Source organism: Lapillicoccus jejuensis, from assembly GCF_006715055.1.
Classification (GTDB): domain Bacteria; phylum Actinomycetota; class Actinomycetes; order Actinomycetales; family Dermatophilaceae; genus Lapillicoccus; species Lapillicoccus jejuensis.
In genome coordinates this window covers 2,111,812-2,131,278 of the sequence record NZ_VFMN01000001.1, presented here as the reverse complement: position 1 = coordinate 2,131,278, position 19,467 = coordinate 2,111,812, and the positions used below count along the sequence as shown (strand labels likewise).

The window sequence follows — 19,467 nt, the reverse complement described above, 5'->3', positions numbered from 1 at the left end:
CCCCCCGGCCCCGAAAACCGGTGGGGTGGGTCAGCGACGGGGAGTAGGTTGGTCGGCCTCGCCCGCACGCCGTACGTCGACCCCGCCCTCGCGGGGGCCGTGGCCACCTCCGGGACCCACCGCAGCCGACGACAGGGAAGGCCTCCTCCGCGTGTCCACCTCCGCGCCCCCCGACATCAGCCCCGACCACACCCCCGACCGCACCACCGACCCCGAGCTCGCCCACGAGCAGGCGCACCTCGCCGACGCCCGCCGCGAGCTGGCCCGGATGCGGGCCAAGACCCTGGCCACCGACCGCGCCGCCGGTGACGCCGTCTCCGACGCGTTCCTCGCGGGCGCGCTCGCCCGCCGGGCCGAGTCGCTGCAGGACGACCCGACCTCGACGCTGTTCTTCGGCCGGCTCGACCTCGACGGCAGCCACCCCGACGCGCAGGGCCACGAGACCTGGTACGTCGGTCGCCGCCACGTCTCGGACGAGGTCGGCGACCCGCTCGTCATCGACTGGCGCGCGAACCTCTCCGGGGCGTTCTACCGGGCCTCGCGCACCGAGCCGATGGGCGTCACCCGGCGCCGCCGGTTCGGCGTCGACCGCGGACGGCTGACAGCGTACGAGGACGAGCACCTCCAGGACGCGACCGAGCAGGACACCCGCTCGGCGATCCTCGCGAGCGAGATCGAGCGCCCCCGCGTGGGCCCGATGCGCGACATCGTCGCGACGATCCAGCCCGAGCAGGACACCATCGTGCGCGCCGGCGCCGGCACGACGATCTGCGTCCAGGGCGCCCCCGGCACCGGCAAGACGGCCGTCGGCCTGCACCGGGCGGCGTGGCTGCTCTACGCGTTCCGCGACAAGCTCTCCCGCTCGGGCGTCCTCGTCGTCGGGCCGAACCGCGCCTTCCTCGAGCACGTCGGTGCCGTCCTGCCGGCCCTCGGCGAGGTCCGCGTCGGGCACACGACCGTCGAGGAGCTCGTCGCCGAGCGGGCGCCCGTCCGCGGCGCCGACGAGCCGGCCGTCGCCGTGCTCAAGGGCGACGCGCGGATGGCCACCGTCCTCGCCCGCGCCGTCGCCGCCCAGGTGCGCCCGGCGACCGAGCCGCTCGTCGTCCCGCGCGGCGCGCACCGGTGGCGGGTGCCGGCGTACGAGGTCGAGCAGCTGCTGCGCGAGCTGCGCGAGCGCGACATCCGGTACGGCGCCGCGCGCGGCGTCCTGCCCCAGCGGCTCGCCCACCACGTGCTGCTCGCCATGGAACGCAGCGGCGACTCCCCCGACGACCAGGTGCAGGACGCCGTCGCCCGGACCAGCGCGGTGAAGAAGTACGTGGAGACGGTGTGGCCCGCGCTCGACCCACGCCAGGTCCTGCTCGGGCTCCTCTCCGACGCCGACGTCCTCGCCCGCCACGCCGACGGCGTCCTCACCGACGAGGAGCAGCGGATGCTGCTGTGGCACAAGCCCCCTCGCAGCAAGGCGTCGGCCCGTTGGTCGCTCGCCGACGTCGTCCTGCTCGACGAGCTGGCCGACCTCGTCGACCGCACGCCGAGCCTCGGGCACGTCGTCCTCGACGAGGCGCAGGACCTCTCCCCGATGCAGCTGCGCGCCGTGGGCCGGCGCTGCTCGACCGGGTCGGCGACCGTCCTCGGCGACATCGCGCAGGGCACGACGCCGTGGGCGACGGCGTCGTGGGAGGAGTCGCTGGCCCACCTCGGCAAGGCCGGCAGCCACGTCGAGGTCCTCGACCGCGGCTTCCGCGTCCCGGCGCTGGTCATCGACTACGCCGCCCGGCTGCTGCCGGTCATCGCGCCCGGGCTCGGCGCGCCGCAGTCGGTGCGCGACAACCCCGGCCGGCTCGACGTCGAGCGGGTCGCCACCGAGGCGCTGCCGGACGCGGTCGTCGACACGGTGCAGGCCCTCGCCGCCGAGCCCGGCTCGGTCGGGGTCATCGCGCCCGAGTCGCTGCTGCCGGCGCTGCAGCGCGCCCTCGACGCGCGCGGGGCGTCGTACGGGGTCCTCGGGCGCGACCACGGCGACGTCGACCACCAGGTCGACCTCGTGCCGGCGACGGTGGCCAAGGGTCTCGAGTTCGACCGCGTCGTCGTCGTCGAGCCGGCGCGGATCGCCGCCGACGAGCCGGACGAGCGGACCGGGCTGCGGCGGCTGTACGTCGTCCTCACCCGCGCCGTCTCCGGGCTCACCGTCCTGCACAGCCAGGACCTGCCCGAGCTGCTCGCGACGGCCGGCTGACGGACTGCCACCCCGTGCCCGCGCTCATCACCTGGTGGACCCAGGACCTCGCCGTGCTCGCCCCCGACGCCGACCCGGTGGCCGTCCAGGCGGTCGGCGCCGACCTGCTCTCGCGGTGGCGCGAGCCGCACCGGCGCTACCACTCCACCCGGCACCTCGTGGAGTGCTTCTGGGCGCTCGAGGAGCTGGAGGAGGCGGGCGAGCTGGCCGCGGTCGACGCGCCCGTCGCCCGGCTCGCGGCCTGGCTGCACGACGCGGTGTACGACGTCGCCGCGCCCGCGGGCGCGAACGAGGCGGCGAGCGCGGCGCTGGCCCGGGAGGTGCTGCCGCGGGTCGGAGTCGACGGCGCGGTGGTGGAGCGGGTCGCCGGGCTCGTGACGATGACGGCCGACCACGTCGCGGGCGCGGACGCCGACCCGCTGACCGCGGCGTTCCACGACGCCGACCTGTGGGTGCTGTCGGCGCCGGCGGAGCGCTACCTCGAGTACGCCGCGCAGGTGCGGCAGGAGTACGCCGTCGTCCCGGACGACGCCTTCGCCACCGGCCGCGCCGCGGTGCTCGGGGCCCTGCTCGCGCAGGAGCCGCTCTACGCGACGTCGTACGGGCGCAGTGCGTGGGAGGCCCGGGCGCGGGCCCAGGTGACCGCCGAGGTGGCGCGGCTGCGCGGCTGAGGCGTCACGCGTCGACCAGGGCGACGACGAGCGGCCACCAGAACTCGCCGCCGCAGAGGTCCCCGAGCTCGGCCGGCGTGACCCACCGCGCCTCGTCGACGTCGCCGGCCTGCGGCGCGGGGTCGCCGGCGGCGACCGACCCGGCGAGCACCTGCAGCAGCACCGCGCCGGTGCCGAACCGCCCGACCGCGCCGTCGGGACCGGGCCGACCCGTGAGCCGCTCGTAGCCGACCGCCGCGAGCGAGGCGGGGTCGAGGGACAGGCCGGTCTCCTCGCGCAGCTCGCGGACGGCGCCGTCGGCCGGGGTCTCCCCGTCCTCGAGGCCCCCGCCGGGCAGTCCCCAGGCCGACCGACCGGGGGTGTGCACGAGCAGGACCCGCCCGTCGTCGTCGCGGACGAGGACGGCGACGGCGACCACCCGGCCGCGGTCGAGCGGCACCGGCGAGAGCAGCAGGTCGACGTCCATCAGCCCGCCGCCGGGCGCGGCCACGTCGCGCACCCGCGCCACCGGCCGGTCGCCGCGCCGCTTGCGCAGCCGCAGCCCCGAGGCGGTCAGCAGCCGGACGACGTGCGCGCCGGTGGTGGGCGTCGCGCCGGCCCGCACCGCGTCGTCGTACCGCTCCTGCGCGACGTCGTAGTGGTCGCCGTGGAACGAGCGCGGGTGCAGCCCGGCCCGCTCCGCCCCGGCGTGCAGCTCCTCGAGCGAGACGTCGCTGACGAGGTGGGCGAAGACGGTGCCGTGCCGCGGCCACAGGGGCGCGTCGATCCACAGGGGCATGTCGGGTGACGGGTCGTCCGAACGGACGAACCCCGCTCCCTCCTCTCGCTACTTGTCCGCTTTATCCACCTCGTGGGCGGGTGATCGTGCTTACAGTCGTTCTTGTCGGAATCCCACGCCGACAGCAAGGATCCCCCACACCATGCACGCCCTCCCCACCCCCCGGCCCGCGCTCCGGCTCGTGCCGTCCCTCCCCACCATCCTCCCCACCCCGCTCCGCACCACCGGGGCGACCGACTCCCCCTCCGCGGTCGTCCCACCCCGCCAGGCCCGCGCCTGGACCGTCGAGGTCCTGCGCCTCGTCGCCCTCAGGCTGATCGCCGGTACGCCCCCCACCGCCGGCCTCGAGCCCCGGGACGACGTGGCGCAGGTCCCCGTCTGGCGCGAGCCGGGCGACCCGGTCCTGCCGGGTGTGCTCTACGTCCCCCTCGCGGCGCAGTTCGCCGCCCAGCGCGCCGCCGGGCGCAACCCGTTCACCGTGCTGCCCTCCTCCGGCAGCGCGGCCGCCTCCTAGCGAGGCAGACGGCGTCGGTCCGGGCCACCCCCACCGCCCACCACGACCGACGCCCGTCGCGGGGACCCCCCACCCCCCCGCCCGAGGACGGCTCCCATCCCCAGGGAGCCGCCCTCCGACGTGTCTCCGGACGACGCCCCCGCAGGGACGACCTCTTGCTTCCGATGTGCCCGTCCGGCGGTCCGGACAGGCCCGCACGGGCGCTTCCGCAGCAAGAAGAGGTCCCCGGACGACGCCCGTACGGGCCCGGGCACGCCGAAGGGCGGCCCCCCTGCGGGGACCGCCCTCCGTCGTGCAGCTGCTGCGCGAGCAGGCAGGACTCAGAAGTCCATGCCACCCATGTCGCCGCCGCCCGGGGCCGCCGGGGCGGCCTTCTCCGGCTTGTCGGCGATGACGGCCTCCGTCGTGAGGAAGAGACCGGCGATCGACGCGGCGTTCTGCAGCGCCGAGCGGGTGACCTTGACCGGGTCGGTGATGCCGGCCTTGATCATGTCGCCGTACTCGCCCGTGGCGGCGTTGAGGCCCTCGCCGCGGCCGAGACCGCGGACCTTCTCCGCCACGACGCCACCCTCGAGACCGGCGTTGACCGCGATCTGCTTGAGCGGGGCCTCGGCGGCGACGCGGACGATGTTCGCGCCGGTGGCCTCGTCACCCTGCAGGTCGAGCTTCTCGAAGACGCGGGCGGTCGCCTGGATGAGGGCGACGCCACCACCGGCGACGATGCCCTCCTCGACGGCGGCCTTCGCGTTGCGGACGGCGTCCTCGATGCGGTGCTTGCGCTCCTTGAGCTCGACCTCGGTGGCCGCGCCCGCCTTGATGACGGCGACGCCGCCGGCGAGCTTGGCGAGGCGCTCCTGGAGCTTCTCGCGGTCGTAGTCCGAGTCCGACTTCTCGATCTCGGCCTTGATCTGGTTGATGCGGCCGTCGATCGCGGTGCGGTCCGAGCTGTCCTCGACGATGGTCGTGTCGTCCTTGGTGACGACGACCTTGCGGGCCTTGCCGAGCAGGTCGAGGTCCGCGGAGTCGAGCTTGAGGCCGACCTCCTCGGAGATGACCTGACCACCGGTGAGGATCGCGATGTCGCCGAGCATGGCCTTGCGACGGTCGCCGAAGCCCGGGGCCTTGACGGCGACCGAGCGGAAGGTGCCGCGGATCTTGTTGACGACCAGCGTGGCCAGGGCCTCGCCGTCGACGTCCTCGGCGATGATCAGCAGGGGCTTGCCCGACTGCATGACCTTCTCCAGCAGGGGCAGCAGGTCCTTGACGTTGCTGATCTTGCTGTTGACGACGAGCACGTAGGCGTCCTCGAGGACGGTCTCCATGCGCTCGGTGTCGGTGACGAAGTAGTGGCTGATGTAGCCCTTGTCGAAGCGCATCCCCTCGGTGAGCTCGAGCTCGAGCCCCATCGTGTTGGAGTCCTCGACGGTGATGACGCCTTCCTTGCCGACCTTGTCCATCGCCTCGGCGATGAGCTCGCCGATCTGGTCGTCGGCGGCGGAGATCGACGCGGTGGCGGCGATCTGCTCCTTGGTCTCCACCTCGATGGCGGAGCCCAGCAGCTCGGCGGAGACGGCGTCGACGGCCTTCTCGATGCCGCGCTTGAGGGCCATCGGGTTCGCGCCCGCCGCGACGTTGCGCAGACCCTCGCGCACCATGGCCTGGGCGATGACGGTGGCCGTCGTCGTGCCGTCACCGGCGACGTCGTCGGTCTTCTTCGCGACCTCCTTGACCAGCTCGGCGCCGATCTTCTCGTAGGGGTCGTCGAGCTCGATCTCCTTGGCGATCGAGACGCCGTCGTTCGTGATCGTGGGGGCGCCCCACTTCTTCTCGAGGACGACGTTGCGGCCACGAGGGCCGAGGGTCACCTTGACGGCGTCGGCGAGGACGTTCATCCCTCGCTCGAGACCGCGGCGTGCCTCCTCGTCGAAGGCGATGATCTTGGCCATTCGGGTGGTTCCTCCCACGCGAATCGTTTCGGAGACCACCGGGGTGCCCGCGACGGACGACCGGGGTCACCGCGCTCCTGTCGCGCGCCTCGCCCAGCCTCACCGACGGTGGTCGGGGTAGGTCACTCGACTGTCACTCTGGACGGTCGAGTGCTAACGCCATTATTGGCACTCTCGGGGGGAGAGTGCAAACCCCTGGCGCCCGTACGACGCCCCGTAGGGCGGGTCGGTCCGGCGGGTCAGTCCGGCGGCGGCAGGGCGGCCGCGAGCCGGGCCGCGACGTCGGCCGCCTGCTGGAGGTCGTCGTACCGGGTCCGCGGCCAGAAGAAGCCCCGCAGGCCGTCGCCCTTGGTGCGCGGCACGACGTGGACGTGCAGGTGCGGCACCGACTGGCTCACCGTGTTGTTCATCGCGACGATGGTGCCCTGCGCGCCGAGGCCGTCGACGGCGGCCCGGGCCAGGCGCCGCGCCCCGTCGAGCAGCGGGGCGTGCAGGTCGGCGGGCAGCTCGAGCAGCGTGTCGACGTGCACCCGCGGGACGAGCAGGACGTGCCCGTGGAAGACGGGGCGCACGTCGAGGAAGCCGAGCAGCCGCTCCTCGTCGAGGACGACGGTCGCCGGCTCGTCGCCGGCGACGATCGCGCAGAACAGGCAGGCCCGCGGCACGGGGTCAGTGGGAGGACGAGGCGAGCTGGGTGCGCAGGCTGACCTCGGCCTCGGAGACCGGCGGGTCGTCGAGGTCGCCGACGAAGACCGCGACGAGCCCGCGGGCCGGGTTGGTCTCGAGCTCGAGGACCATCCGGCGCCAGGCGGCGAGGTTGGGGTGGGGCTTGCTCGTCACGCCCTCGGCGGGCGCGAGGGCCGCGAGGGCGTGCCGCAGCTCGGCCGGCCCGATCGGGTAGGTCCCCGAGCCGCTGACGTGGCCCACGGTCTTGGCCATGATGACCCCGGGCAGCGGGCCCTCGCCGGGCCCGTTGACGTGCCCGAACTCGTAGTCCTCGGTCGACGTCGCGCTGGTCAGCCCGACGGCGTGCACCGCCGGCGGCCGCCAGCCGTCGATCGAGGCGGCGATGGTCTCGTACGCCGCGGTCAGGTCCTCCTGGGTGCTCCACTGCGCCATGCCGACAGCCTCGCACAGCCGTCCGGACGAGGGCGGGGCGAAGGGCGGGTGGGCGCGCCCACGACCCCGTACGGTGCGGCCGTGCACCTTTTCGACCCTTTTGCTCCGGAGCCTGACGCGGGTCACTACCCCGACCTGGTCCTGTGCCCGCACTGTCGCCGCGACGTGCCGGCGGGGCCGCGGTGGGTGACGTGGTGCGAGGGCTGCGGGTGGAACGCCCTCGTCGGGGCACCCGAGCCCGCGACCTCGGGGCCGTCGTGGGCCTCCCGGTGGACCGCGCGGGTCCGGGTCCGCGCCGCGCGGCGCGTACACGCCGAGCTGCTCGCCGGGGGCGGCACGGGCTCGCCCTGGCCGCGTCGGGCCGCCGTCGCGGTCGCCGTCGTCGTCCTGGCCCTCACCGTGGTGCAGGTCGGCCTCGTCCTGCTGTGGGTCGTGCGCGGCAGCGGCTTCTGGCACTGGCCGCTGGCCGTGCTGCTCGTCCTGCTGCTCGCCGCCGTGCTGCGCGGTCTCGTCCCCCCGTCCCTGGAGCGTGGCCGAGGGGCGGGACCCGACGAGCTCTCGCCGGACGACGCCCCCGCGCTGCACGCGCTGGTCCGCGACGTCGCGGACCTCGTGGGGGTGGTGCCGCCGCGCCGGCTGCGCCTCAGCACGCAGGACAACGCGTGGGTGAGTCGCGAGCTGTACGGGCGGCACGTCGACCTCACCCTGGGCCTCGTGCTCTGGGGTCGGCTGTCGTGGGACGCCCGCCTCGCCCTGCTGGGCCACGAGCTGGGCCACTGCCTGCCGCGCGGAGGGGGCCACCGCGCGGTCCACGCCGCCGGTCTCGTCCTGCGGGGGTGGCTGCGGGTGCTGTGGCCCTCGGGGTACGACGTCGCCGTCATGCGCTACCGGTCGCGGTGGGACCGCAGCGGTGGGCTCATCGGCGGCCCCGTCCTCGTCTGGCTCGCCACCGTGCTGCAGCGGCTCGCCGCCGTGCCGGCCCTCCTCGCGCTCGTCCTGCTCGACCGGCTCGAGGCGTCCGCGTCGCAGCGGGCCGAGTACGCCGCCGACGTGGCGGCCGCCCGGGTCGCCGGGACGCCGGGCGCCGTCGCGCTCCTGTCCGGTCTGGTCGACCCGCGCGGCTGGCTCACCTCCGTGTCCTCCGCGCTGCGCCGGGACGAGGACGTGTGGACGGCACTGGCCGTCGCCGGGCGACGGCCGGCCCGCGAGACCGCCCGGCTGCGCCGGATCGCCCGCGACGAGACGGTGCGCGTCGACGCGAGCCACCCGCCGACCGCGCTGCGGATCGACCTGCTCGAGCGGCTGCCGCGGACGGGGCCGGCGGCGACGATGACCCCGGAGCGGCTGGCCGCGGTGGACCGGGAGGTCGAGGGGCTGCTGCGCACGCGCCGCCGCGCCCTGACCGACCGGCTGCTCGAGTCCTGGGTCTGACCGGTCTCCGGCGGCCCTCCGGCCTGACACGCTGGGGGCGTGACCGAGCTGCGGGTGGCGACGTGGAACCTGCTGACCGAGCACGACGGCGGGGCGCCGCCGTGGGCGGAGCGGGTCGAGGTGCTCGCGCGTCACGTTGGCGCGCTCGCGCCGGCCGTGCTCGCCACCCAGGAGGGGTCGGCGGCGATGCTCGACGACCTCGTCGGGCGGTTGCCGGGCCACCGCTGGGTCGGTGAGGGCCGGCGCGGCAGGGGCCGTGACGAGTGCACCGCGCTGGTGTACGACGCCGCCGCCCTCACCGTCCTCGACGTGCGGCACCGGTGGCTCTCGCCCACCCCGCTCGTGCCGGGCTCCGTCGCCCCCGGCGCCGACCTGCCGCGGATGCTCACGACGGTCCACCTGCACCACGCGGGGAGCGGCGCCCGGTTCGTCGTCGTCGGCACGCACCTCGACCACGTCGGCGAGGCGGCCCGCGACCTCGGCGCGGCGCTCGTCGCCGAGGAGCTCGGGGGCGGGCCCACCGTCGTCCTCGGCGACTTCAACGCGGCGGCGGGCCGCAGTGCGCCGTACGGGCGGCTGGTGGGGGCGGGACTGGTCGACGCGCTCGCCCCGCGCGAGCGCGAGGAGCAGCGGCGGGCGACGTTCGTCGGGGTGCCGGGCCGGGACGGGGCGGACGAGGGGCAGATCGACTGGCTGCTCGTCACGCCGGGGATCGAGGTGGTGAGGGGCTGGGTGGACGAGGGGCCGACCGAGGGGTTCGGCTCGGACCATCGGCCGGTGGTCGCCGACCTGCGGCTGCCCTCGTAGGGCCTGATCGGGTCGGCCGCGGCCGGGGCGCCTGTCGGAGGGTGGGGATAGCGTCCGGTCATGAGCAGCAGCGTCGGCGCGACCGGCCCCGAGGTCCTCACCCCCGCGTGGGTCAGCGACCTGTGGGCGCCGTCGCGGCCGGTGCTGTCGTCGGACGCGCGGCGGCTGGCGTGGACGATGGCCCCGCACGGCCGCGAGGGCGAGCACGACGAGCGCAGCCTGTGGGTGGCCGACCTGACGTCCGGGGAGCCGGCGCGCCGGTGGACCCGGGGCCACGACGACCAGGACCCGGCCTGGTCGCCCGACGGCCTCTGGCTCGCCTTCCGGTCGGACCGCGTCGAGCGCGGACGGCCCGGGCTGCACGTCCTCGACGTCGGTGGGGGTGAGGCGAGGGCTCTCGTCGAGCGGGCGCGGGCGGTCGGCGCGTTCGCCTGGACGCCGGACGGGACGGCGCTGTGGTTCCTCGCGCCCGACGAGCCGGGCGAGGAGGACGAGCGCCGCGAGCGCGAGCACGACGACCCCGACGTCTGGGGCGAGCGGTGGGAGCACCAGCGGCTGTGGCGGGTTCCGGTCTCGGGTGGGGAGGCGCGGCGGGTCTGGGCGCCGGACCGGCACGTCGACGCGGTCGCGGTCTCGCCGTCCGGTCGGCTGGCGCTGGTCACCCGGCGCAGCCCGCTCCTCGAGCACGCGCAGGGGTCCGAGCTGTGGGTGGCGGCCGCGGACGGCGGCGGGGCGCGCCGGGTGGCGGCAGCGCCGTTCGCGTCCGACGTGGCGTGGTGGGGCGACGGCACGGTGGTGTTCCGCGCGAGCCACGACCTTCGCCCGCAGGGCGGGGGCACGGCCTGGGCGGTCGACGCCGGCGCGGACGACGTCGGCGCGGACGGGGAGGCGCGGGCCCCGCGCGTGGTCGGGACGAGGGTCGACGAGCCGCGGTGCACGTCGGGGCTGGCGGCGAACGGGTCGGGCGCCCTGGTCGTCGTCGCCGACGGGGTCGCGACCCGGGTGGAGACGCTGGCGCGCGACGGCGGCGGGCGCCGCGTGCTGGTCGAGGTGACCGGTGACCTGCGCGACCCGGCCCTCGGCGACGACGGCCGGCTCGCCGTCGTGCTCGACGAGCCGCGCCGGGCCGTGGGCCGGGTCGCCGTCGTCGAGCCGGACGGGACGGTGACGGCGGTGCCGGTGGCCGACGTGCCGGGCTCCGACCCGGACGTCCCGCTCGTCCGGGCGAGCGTGCTCACGGCGACCTCCGCGGACGGCACGAAGCTGGAGGCGGTCGTCCTGCGGCCCGATGACGCGGGGGCCGGACCGTGGCCGACGGTCGTCCTGCCGCACGGCGGACCCTACGGGCGCGACACCCTCGACGCGGCGCCGTACCCGCTCGGCGGCGGGTGGGGGCAGCTGCTCGCCGCGCGGGGGTACGCCGTGCTCCTGCCGAACTACCGCGGCAGCCTCGGACGCGGGCACGACTTCGCCGCGCAGGCCCGGGGGCGGATGGGCGGCCCGGAGTGGGCCGACGTCGAGGCGTGCGTCGACGCCGCGGTGGCCGCCGGGATCGCGGACGGCGACCGTCTCGGGATCGGCGGGTGGAGCCAGGGCGGGTTCCTCACCGCGTGGGCGGTGACGGCGACGGACCGGTACCGGGCTGCCGTCATGGGGGCCGGGGTGAGCGACTGGTCGATGATGGCGGCGACGTCGGACCTGCCGGACTTCGAGGCCGAGCTCGGCGGGAGCACCCCGTGGGACGGGCCCGGTCCGCACCGGGCCGCGACCGGGTCGCCGATCTCGTACGCCGCCCGCCGCACGACGCCGCTGCTCATCCTGCACGGCGCCGAGGACGCCCGGGTGCCGGCCTCGCAGGCGGTCGCCTTCCACCGGGCGCTGGAGCGGGCCGACCCGGCGGGGGCGGTGCCGCTCTCGCTCGTGCTCTACCCCCGCGAGCCGCACGGGGTGCGCGAGCGCCGGCACCAGGTCGACCTGCAGGAGCGGGTCCTCGCGTGGTTCGAGAGGTTCCTGCGCTGAGCGCGACGGGTCCCGGTCCGGTCGGCACCGTGCTCGTCGAGGGCGAGAGCGACGCCCGGGCCGTCGAGGCGCTGGCGCGCCGGGCCGGGCTCGACGGGGCGTCGTACGTCGTCGTGGCGATGGGCGGGGTGACCAACGTCGGTCGGCACCTGCGCGAGCTGGTCGACGAGCGGCCCGACGCGCTCGTGGCCGGGCTGTGCGACGCCGGCGAGGTCGACGTCGTCGCGCGGGCGCTGACCCGGTCGGGGTTCGGGCGGGCGCTGGACCGGTGGGACCTCGCGGCGCTCGGGTTCTTCGTCTGCGAGGCCGACCTCGAGGACGAGCTGCTGCGGGCCCTCGGCGACGGCGCCGCGCTGGAGGTGGTCGAGGGGCAGGGCGACCTGCGCTCGTTCCACGCGATGCCCGAGCAGGCACCGCACCGGGACCGGCCGCTGCGACAACGGCTGCGGCGCTTCCTCGGCAGCGGGTCGGGGCGCAAGATCCGCTACGCGCCGCTGCTCGTCGAGGCGCTGCCCGCGGGCGCCGAGCCGGCCCCGCTCGCCGCGCTCGTCGCGCACGTGGCCCGGTGGGGCGGCGGGTGAGCGGGTGGGGGCCGCAGCGGGTTAGCGTCGGGGCATGGACAAGGACGCCCTCTCCGCCGTGCAGGCCCCCCTCAAGCAGCGCTACCGCGACGACGCGGGCAGCGCGGTCGTGACGATGCGGGCCAGCGGCCGGCTCGGCGAGGGAGTCTCGTGCTCCCTCGACACCGGCCGGGCGCTGGCCGAGGCCGGGTTGCACCCGGCCGCAGGCGGCGACGGCACCCAGCTGTGCTCCGGCGACCTGCTCCTCGAGGCCCTCGTCGCGTGCGCCGGCGTGACGATGAAGGCGGTGGCGACGTCGCTCGGCCTCGAGCTGCGCGGCGGCACCGTCCGCGCCGAGGGCGACCTCGACTTCCGCGGCACCCTCGCCGTCGACAAGGAGGCGCCGGTGGGGTTCCGGGCCATCCGGCTCGCCTTCGAGGTCGAGACCGACGCCACCCCCGACGAGCTCGCGACGCTGGAGAAGCTCACCGAGCGCTACTGCGTCGTCTGGCAGTCCCTGCGCACCCCGCCCGAGGGCAGCGTCACCATCACCGCCGCCTGACCCGGACCGCGCCCGTCCGACGGTGGGCAACACCCCACATGTTGCTGCGGACGGACCGCGGTACCGCGGTCCATCCGCAGCAACATGTGGGGTGTTCCAGCGGCAGGGTCAGACGCGGGCCAGGAGCTCGCCGTTGACGACGGCGAACCAACCGTCGGGGTCGGCGGACCAGGCCCGCCAGCCACCGGCGATCTGCTCGAGCTCGTCGGGCGTCGCGATGCCGCGGGCGACGGCCTGCTCGGCGACGCTGCTGTGCCGGATCCGGTCGGCCCACAGCCCGCCCCACCAGGTCCGGTCGGTCTCCCCGGCGTAGCACCACGTCGACGCGGTGCAGGTCACGTCCTCGAACCCCGCGGCGTGCGCCCACGACAGCAGGTGCCGGGCGGCGTCGGGCTCGGCGTCGTTGCCACGGGCGACCGCCTCATAGACCTCGAGCCACCGGTCCAGCCGCGGGTCGCGCGGGTGCCAGACCATGGCCGCGTAGTCGGCGTCCCGGACGGCGACGAGCCCGCCCGGCTTGCTGACCCGGCGCATCTCGCGCAGTGCCGCGACGGGGTCGGTGAGGTGCTGGAGCACCTGGTGGGCGTGCACGACGTCGTACGTCGCGTCGGGCACCTCGAGCGCGTAGACGTCGCCGACCACCCACTCGACGGCGAGCGAGACGTCGTCGCCGCGGTCGGCCGCGTGGCCGCGCGCGACCTCGAGCGGCGCCTCGACCGGCTCGAGCCCGACGACGCGGCCACCCGGCGCGACGTGCCGCGCGAGGTCGAGGGTGATCGTCCCCGGCCCGCAGCCCACGTCGAGCACGTCCATCCCGGCGCCGAGGTGCGGCAGGAGGTAGCCGGCGGAGTTCTCGGCGGTGCGCCAGGTGTGCGAGCGCAGGACCGACTCGTGGTGACCGTGGGAGTACGTGTCCGGCATGGCGTGTCCGATCAGTGAGACGGCGATCTCCTATGACGAGACGCTACATCTCGGCCGACCCGCCGTGCAGCGCGAGCGCGGCGCGGGCGCGACGTCGTACGGCGTCGGGCAGGGCGACCGGCTCCACCAGCCGGACGTCGCCGCCGAAGCCCAGGACGAGCGCGACGCCCGCCTCCTGCGCCCGGACGGTGAGCCGCAGCAGCGGCCACCCGTCGTGCTCGCCCGCGGCCTCGGCGGCCGTCCCGGTCGCCACCTGCGACGAGGCGACGAGCCGGAACCGGCCCAGCACCTCCGGGCGCACCGCCACGACGAGGGCCACCCCCTGCTGCCGGTCCTCGAACGCCGCCCGCACCCGCGCCCACTCGGCGGCGAGGTCGAGGTCGGGCGGCACCCGGGCCGGCTCGTCGAGCACCGTCGCCTCGAGGATCCGCGAGGCCCGGAAGCTCTTGACGACCCCGCGGTGCGCGGCCAGCAGGTACCACCGGCCGGCGTTCTCGACGAGGCCGTAGGGGTCGACGGTGCGCCGGGAGGGCTCGGGGTCGGAGGGGGCGCCGTACCGCAGCCGGACCCGGCGCCGGGCGACCGCGGCCTCGCGCAGCCGCGGCAGCAGCGGCACCTCCTCGCTCGCCGCGAACCAGCGGCGGCGGTCGACGACGACGACCGCGGCGAGCGCGTCGGCCCGCTCGAGCGCCGGCTGGGGCACGGTCGCCGAGAGCTTGGTGAGCGCGGTCGCGAGCTGCGGCCCGAGCCCGAGGTCGGCGGCCGCGCCCTGCGCGGTCCACGCGAAGAGGGCCTGGGCCTCGTCGGGGCTGAGGCCGCTGACGTCGGTCTCCCACCCCTCGAGCAGGACGCACCCCCCGCCGCGACCCTGCTCGGTGTAGACCGGCACCCCCGCCGCGGACAGCGCCTCCATGTCGCGCAGGACGGTCCGCTCGGACACCTCGAGGAGCTCGGCCAGCCGGGCGGCGGTCAGCCGGCCGTGCCGGCGCAGCAGGTAGAGCAGCTGGAGGAGCCGGTCGGCGCGCATCCTCCGATGGTGTCAGGTGAACCTGACAGTCCGTGTCCGGTTAACCCGACAGAGTGGGGACATGACCACGACCACGCAGACCACCGACCCCCGACCCGCCCTGCTCGCCGCGCTCGACCAGGCCGGCCGCCTCGTCCACCAGGTCGGCCCCGGCGACCTCACCCGTCCGACCCCGTGCGAGGAGTACGACGTCCGCGGCCTGCTCGGCCACCTCGTCGCCGTCGAGGGGCGGATCGCCCACATCCTCACCGGCGGGCGGCCGTTCGAGGTCCCGAGCGTCGTCGAGCGGCCGGAGGACGACTGGGCCGCGGCCTGGGACGCCGCCCGCGACCGGGTCGACGCCGTCCTCGCCGACGACGCGTGCCTTCAGGGCACCGTGACCCACCCCATCGGGGTGCTGCCGGCGCCGGCCGCGATCTCGATCTACGTCTCCGAGGTCGCGACCCACGGCTGGGACCTCGCGATGGCGCTGGGCCGCCGCGACGAGCTCGACGACGCCGTCGCCGAGCCGGTGCTCGGCCCGATCCGCCGCGCGCTGCCGGAGTCCGGCCGCGACGGGATGCCGTTCGGCGAGCCCGTCCCGGTCGGTGACGACGCGACGCCGTACGACGCCCTGGTGGCCTGGACCGGTCGCGACCCCCGCTGGACGGCCTGACCTCGTCCGGACACAGGAAACCCCACGTCCTGCCGGCTCCGGCCGCGCGCGGACGTGGGGTTTCCTGTGTTCAGAAGGCGGAGGGGAAGGCGTCTCGGTACGACCGCAGCACCACGCCGCCGTCCGCGCTCGCGTCGACCGACTCGGCGGCGAGCAGCGCGTGGACGATCGCCCGGGTCACGCAGTCGCCCGCGGCGGCCATGAGCGCGAACAGGCCCGGCAGGTCCGGGGCCGGTCGCTCCCCCGTCGCGAGGCAGAACAGCGTGTCCCCGTCGAAGAGGGTGTGCACCGGCGAGATCGCCCGGGCCATCCCGTCGTGGCCGAGCCCGCAGGTCTTCTGCGCCTGGGCCTTGGTCAGCGTCGCGTCCGTCGCGATCACCCCGATGGTCGTCGCCATCGCCGGCCGCTGCCCCTGCGGACCGAGCGTCGCCGCCCGCGCCCGGGCCGCCTCGACGTCGGCCGCCAGCGGCCGCCGCAGCCCCGCGAGCTCGTCGCCGAGGGCGTGCCGGGCGCCGTACGGCTCGCCGGTCGCCGGGTCGACCGCCGACCCGACCGCGTTGACCGCGACGAGGGCCGCGACGGTGACCCCGGTGGGCAGGACGACGCTCGCCGTCCCGATCCCGCCCTTGAGCCCGCCCGCGCTCGCCCCGGTGCCGGCGCCGACGACGCCCTGCGGGACGGGCCCGCCGGTCGCGGCGTCGTACGCCGCCCGGCCGTCCTCCGCCCGCGGGTGGTGACCCCACACGCCGCCGCGACCGAGGTCGAAGAGGATCGCGCCCGGCACGATCGGCACGACCGCCCCCGGCGCCCCCATCGGCCACCCCCGGCCGTCGGCCAGCAGCCCCTGCGCGACGCCGTCGGCGGCGGCCAACCCGAGCGCGCTCCCCCCACCGAGGACGACGGCGTCGACGCGGTCGACGAGGTTGCGCGGGTCGAGCAGGTCGGTCTCCCGCGTGCCGGGGCCGCCCCCGCGCACGTCGACGCCGCAGACGGCCCCGCCGTCCGGGGCGACGACCACGGTCGTGCCGGTCAGCCAGCCGGGCTCGCGCCGGGTCGCGTGCCCGACGCGCAGCCCGGCGACGTCGGTGAGGGCGTTGTGCGGGCCGGGGCGCAGGTCGGTCACGCGGCCCAGCCTGCCACCGCCCGCGCCGCCGTACGACGCCCCGCAGCGTCCGCCCCGGGGGGCACCGGTGCCGCGACGACGCGGACGCACCGACTACGCCGCGACGGTGTGACCCACCTCGCGGGCCCAGCCGCGCAGGGCGGCGGTGAGCGCGGCCCGCACCTCGGCGTCGTACGGCGCCGCGTCGGCCGCGACGAAGAGCGTCACCGTCTCCAGCCGCGCCGCGGCGACGACCCCCGGCCACGGCAGGTCGGCGACGACCCGGGCGATGAGGACACCGGCGTGCCGCCCCGCGTGCTCGGCCACCCAGGTCGGGTGCGCCTGCGCGTCCCACACCCGGGCGAAGCGGTCGAGGAAGCCCGGCTCGGCCGGGGCCCCGGCGGCGCGGGCCGCCTGCAGCCGCAGGGCACCGACGACGAGCGCGTCGTCACCCGACGCGCGTCGGACCCGCAGCGGCTCGCGCACCGGCTGGGCAGCGGACATGCCGGAAGTAGACCACGCGGGCACCCCCGTGGTCAGGAGCGCCGGCCCACCGGACCGGCCGTGCGGGCCCGGCTCAGACGTCGAAGCCGAGCCGGCGCGCGCTGCGCGCCCGCTGGCGCGAGGACCGCAGCCGGCGCAGCCGCTTGACGAGCATCGGGTCGGCGGCGAGCGCGGCCGGGTTGTCGATGAGCGCGTTGAGCACCTGGTAGTACCGCGTCGAGCTCATGTCGAAGAGCTCCTTGATCGCCTGCTCCTTGGCGCCGGCGTACTTCCACCACTGCCGCTCGAAGGCGAGGATCTCCTGGTCCCGGGCGTCCAGCGTCGGGACGGGGGCGCTCGGCTGCTCGTGCTGCTGCTGGGCGTTCACCGGGTCCACGCTTCCTGTCGGGTGTGCTGCGCCGAGCACCCCGCGGGGCCCGTCGGCGGGGCCACTCTACGGCGAAATGACAGGCGTGTCATTCGCCCGGACGGGCGTCCCGACGGTGTCCGCGCCGGCGCCGACCCCACGGGTCACACCGGCCCCAGAGGCCCCGTCGAGCCGCTCAGGTCATCGAGTTGAGGACGACCCGGATGTCCTCCTCGCTGGTCTCCGGGTTGACGACGGCGATGCGCGTGACGGTCTCCCCCTCGTGCGAGGTGGGCACGACGAAGGCGACCTGCTCGTCGAGCAGCCGCTGCGACCACACCGCGTAGTCGGCCGGGGTCCAGCCCACCCGCCGGAAGACGACCACCGACAGGTCGCGCTCGCGCAGCACCTCGAGGTAGGGCCGCCGCCCGATCTCCTCCTCCGCGTAGGCCGCCACCTGCAGGGTCCGCTCGACCGCGTCGGTGTAGGCCTGCGTGCCGTGCGTCGCGAGCGAGTACCACAGCGGCAGCCCGCGGGCCCGCCGCGTCAGGCCGACCGAGTAGTCCGTCGGGTTCCACTCCGGGGCCTCGGTGAGGATGTCGAGGTACGACGCCTTCTGGGTGTGCGCCGCCCGCGCGAGGGCCGGGTCGCGGTAGAGCAGCGCGCAGCAGTCGAAGGGCGCGAAGAGCCACTTGTGCGGGTCGACGATGAACGAGTCGGCCTGCTCGATCCCGTCGTAGAGGTGCCGCACGGACGGCGCGGCGAGCCCGGCGCCGCCGTACGCGCCGTCGACGTGGAACCACACGCCGTACTCCGCGCAGACCTCCGCCACCGCGGCCAGGTCGTCGACGACGCCGAAGTTCGTCGTCCCCGACGTGGCGACGACGGCGAAGAAGGTCTGCGCGCCGTGCTCCTCCAGCGTCGCCCGCAGCGCGGCCGCCGACAGCCGCCAGTGCTCGTCCATGGGCACGGTGACGAGCTCGGCGTCCATGACGTCGCACGCGGACTGGATGGACGAGTGGGCCCCGTACGTCGTCGCGACCCGCCAGGGCCGCACGTCGGAGCCGGCGGCGACGGCGCGCGCCCGCGCCGAGTGCCGCGCGGCGACCAGCGCGGAGAGGTTGCCGATCGTCCCGCCGGGGACGAAGACGCCGCCCGCCTGCGGCGGTAGCCCGGCGAGGTCGGCGATCCAGCGCAGCGCCTCGTTCTCGGCGTGGACCGCGCCGGCCCCCTCGAGCCACGAGCCGCCGTAGATCGACGACGCGCCGACGACGACGTCGAAGGCGGCTGCCTCCTTGGTCGGTGCGCACGGGATGAAGGACAGGTAGCGCGGGTGGTCGACCGACAGGCACGCGGGCGCGAGGACCTCGGCGAAGACCTCGAGCGCCTTCGCGGCGCCGAGCCCCTCGGGGGTGACGGTCCGGCCGGCGGCCTCGGCGAGCTCCTCCGGGGAGCGCGGGGCGTCGAGCGGGACGGGGTCGAGGCTGAGGCGGTCGGCGGCGTAGGCGAGCACCGCGTCGATCGTCGCGCGGGTGCTGGTCTGGTCGAAGCGGTGCACGCGCGGAGTCTAGGAGCGCGCGGCGCTCCCCGGTGCCGCGGCGACGGGACCGTCGCCGAGGAGCACCGCCCGCAGCTGCTCCGCGGTGTCGACGAGGTGGTCGGGGCGGGCGGCCGCGAGCGCCTCGCGCGACTCCGCGCCCCAGCTGACCGCCACCGACGCCATCCCGGCCGCCTGCGCGGCGAGCACGTCGACGACGGCGTCCCCGACGTACGTCGCCCCGCCCGGCGTCCCGCCGACCCGGGCCACCGCCTCGAGCAGGGGCGCGGGGTCGGGCTTGTGCTCGGTGGTGTCCTCGAGCCCGACCAGCGCGCCGAGGTAGGGCGCCGCCCCGACCAGCTCGGTGCAGGTCGCCGCGATGTCGCGCATCTTCGACGTCGCGACGGCGACCCGCGCGCCGGCGGCGGCGAGGTCGGCGAGGACCTCGGTCACGCCGTCGTACCGGCGGATGAGCTCGGCGGTGTGCGCGCGGTTCCACGCGACGTAGGTCGTGAAGAGCTCGTCGGCCCGCTCCGGCCACCCGGCGCGGAACGTGCGGATGAGCGGCTGCCCGATCCACGAGCGCAGCTCGGCCTCCGGCGGGACCTCGCCGACCACCTGCTCGAAGGCGTGCCGGTAGCTGGCGAGGATGAGCGGGATGGTGTCGGCGATCGTGCCGTCGAGGTCGAACACGACGACGGGTCGCGGTCCGTGCGGGTCCACGGGACC

General features: G+C 76.2%; 20 protein-coding genes. 9 read left to right on the top strand and 11 right to left on the bottom strand.

From position 1 onward, the window contains the following. Window positions 1-151: 151 nt before the first annotated feature. Window positions 152-2,239, top strand: coding sequence for a HelD family protein (locus FB458_RS10160; protein ID WP_246061152.1), 2,088 nt, complete (start codon window positions 152-154; stop codon window positions 2,237-2,239). A gap of 14 nt (window positions 2,240-2,253) precedes the next feature. Next, the gene (locus tag FB458_RS10155) at window positions 2,254-2,910 is read left to right on the top strand and encodes an HD domain-containing protein (RefSeq protein ID WP_141848388.1); all 657 of its coding nucleotides are present in this window, start codon (window positions 2,254-2,256) and stop codon (window positions 2,908-2,910) included. A 4-nt stretch (window positions 2,911-2,914) separates the two neighbouring features. On the opposite strand, the gene FB458_RS10150 is transcribed toward FB458_RS10155, so the two are convergent. After that, window positions 2,915-3,688 (bottom strand): DUF4031 domain-containing protein, encoded by a 774-nt coding sequence (locus FB458_RS10150; protein WP_141848387.1) that lies wholly within the window; start codon window positions 3,686-3,688, stop codon window positions 2,915-2,917. Between the two features lie 142 nt (window positions 3,689-3,830). On the opposite strand from FB458_RS10150, the gene FB458_RS10145 reads away from it, so the two are divergent. Beyond that, a complete protein-coding gene (locus tag FB458_RS10145; RefSeq protein WP_141848386.1) occupies window positions 3,831-4,202 on the top strand; it encodes a hypothetical protein in 372 nt (123 codons plus the stop codon). Window positions 4,203-4,522: 320 nt separating this feature from the next. Here the strand turns inward: FB458_RS10145 and groL are convergent, their stop codons facing one another. The 3 genes from groL to FB458_RS10130 all read right to left on the bottom strand — a co-directional run bounded on the left by groL (window position 4,523) and on the right by FB458_RS10130 (window position 7,267). Beyond that, window positions 4,523-6,148: a chaperonin GroEL gene (gene groL, locus FB458_RS10140; RefSeq protein WP_141850460.1), complete on the bottom strand. Its 1,626-nt coding sequence runs from the start codon at window positions 6,146-6,148 to the stop codon at window positions 4,523-4,525. 239 nt (window positions 6,149-6,387) lie between these two features. Beyond that, window positions 6,388-6,813, bottom strand: a complete 426-nt coding sequence (locus tag FB458_RS10135) for an HIT family protein (RefSeq protein WP_141848385.1) — start codon at window positions 6,811-6,813, stop codon at window positions 6,388-6,390. A gap of 4 nt (window positions 6,814-6,817) precedes the next feature. Beyond that, a complete protein-coding gene (locus tag FB458_RS10130; protein ID WP_141848384.1) occupies window positions 6,818-7,267 on the bottom strand; it encodes a hypothetical protein in 450 nt (149 codons plus the stop codon). Window positions 7,268-7,348: 81 nt separating this feature from the next. On the opposite strand from FB458_RS10130, the gene FB458_RS10125 reads away from it, so the two are divergent. Genes FB458_RS10125 through FB458_RS10105 form a run of 5 tightly spaced genes read left to right on the top strand, consistent with a single transcriptional unit; the run spans window position 7,349 to window position 12,646 of the window. After that, a complete protein-coding gene (locus tag FB458_RS10125; RefSeq protein ID WP_141848383.1) occupies window positions 7,349-8,698 on the top strand; it encodes a M48 family metallopeptidase in 1,350 nt (449 codons plus the stop codon). Between the two features lie 39 nt (window positions 8,699-8,737). Next, entirely contained in the window at window positions 8,738-9,505 is a 768-nt protein-coding gene (locus FB458_RS10120) for an endonuclease/exonuclease/phosphatase family protein (protein WP_141848382.1), read from the top strand. Between the two features lie 60 nt (window positions 9,506-9,565). Beyond that, window positions 9,566-11,524, top strand: a complete 1,959-nt coding sequence (locus FB458_RS10115) for a prolyl oligopeptidase family serine peptidase (protein ID WP_141848381.1) — start codon at window positions 9,566-9,568, stop codon at window positions 11,522-11,524. Between the two features lie 29 nt (window positions 11,525-11,553). Continuing rightward, a complete protein-coding gene (locus FB458_RS10110; RefSeq protein ID WP_246061151.1) occupies window positions 11,554-12,105 on the top strand; it encodes an ATP-dependent endonuclease in 552 nt (183 codons plus the stop codon). A 34-nt stretch (window positions 12,106-12,139) separates the two neighbouring features. Then, the gene (locus tag FB458_RS10105) at window positions 12,140-12,646 is read left to right on the top strand and encodes an OsmC family protein (protein WP_141848380.1); all 507 of its coding nucleotides are present in this window, start codon (window positions 12,140-12,142) and stop codon (window positions 12,644-12,646) included. Window positions 12,647-12,754: 108 nt separating this feature from the next. Here FB458_RS10105 and FB458_RS10100 read toward each other — a convergent pair whose 3' ends face one another. Both FB458_RS10100 and FB458_RS10095 read right to left on the bottom strand, forming a co-directional pair. After that, entirely contained in the window at window positions 12,755-13,567 is an 813-nt protein-coding gene (locus FB458_RS10100) for a methyltransferase domain-containing protein (RefSeq protein WP_141848379.1), read from the bottom strand. A gap of 43 nt (window positions 13,568-13,610) precedes the next feature. Continuing rightward, window positions 13,611-14,594, bottom strand: a complete 984-nt coding sequence (locus FB458_RS10095; RefSeq protein ID WP_141848378.1) for a helix-turn-helix transcriptional regulator — start codon at window positions 14,592-14,594, stop codon at window positions 13,611-13,613. A 61-nt stretch (window positions 14,595-14,655) separates the two neighbouring features. On the opposite strand from FB458_RS10095, the gene FB458_RS10090 reads away from it, so the two are divergent. After that, entirely contained in the window at window positions 14,656-15,249 is a 594-nt protein-coding gene (locus FB458_RS10090; protein WP_141848377.1) for a TIGR03086 family metal-binding protein, read from the top strand. 70 nt (window positions 15,250-15,319) lie between these two features. Here the strand turns inward: FB458_RS10090 and FB458_RS10085 are convergent, their stop codons facing one another. From FB458_RS10085 to FB458_RS10065, 5 genes are all read right to left on the bottom strand, one after another. Beyond that, the gene (locus FB458_RS10085) at window positions 15,320-16,363 is read right to left on the bottom strand and encodes a P1 family peptidase (protein WP_141850458.1); all 1,044 of its coding nucleotides are present in this window, start codon (window positions 16,361-16,363) and stop codon (window positions 15,320-15,322) included. A gap of 102 nt (window positions 16,364-16,465) precedes the next feature. Continuing rightward, window positions 16,466-16,855, bottom strand: coding sequence for a hypothetical protein (locus FB458_RS10080; protein ID WP_141848376.1), 390 nt, complete (start codon window positions 16,853-16,855; stop codon window positions 16,466-16,468). Between the two features lie 73 nt (window positions 16,856-16,928). Next, window positions 16,929-17,222, bottom strand: coding sequence for a nucleoid-associated protein NapA (gene napA, locus FB458_RS10075; protein WP_211356002.1), 294 nt, complete (start codon window positions 17,220-17,222; stop codon window positions 16,929-16,931). A 175-nt stretch (window positions 17,223-17,397) separates the two neighbouring features. Then, complete coding sequence (locus tag FB458_RS10070) at window positions 17,398-18,759, bottom strand: pyridoxal phosphate-dependent decarboxylase family protein (protein ID WP_141848374.1); 1,362 nt, start codon at window positions 18,757-18,759, stop codon at window positions 17,398-17,400. A gap of 9 nt (window positions 18,760-18,768) precedes the next feature. Beyond that, entirely contained in the window at window positions 18,769-19,461 is a 693-nt protein-coding gene (locus FB458_RS10065) for an HAD family hydrolase (protein WP_141848373.1), read from the bottom strand. Window positions 19,462-19,467 lie beyond the last annotated feature (6 nt).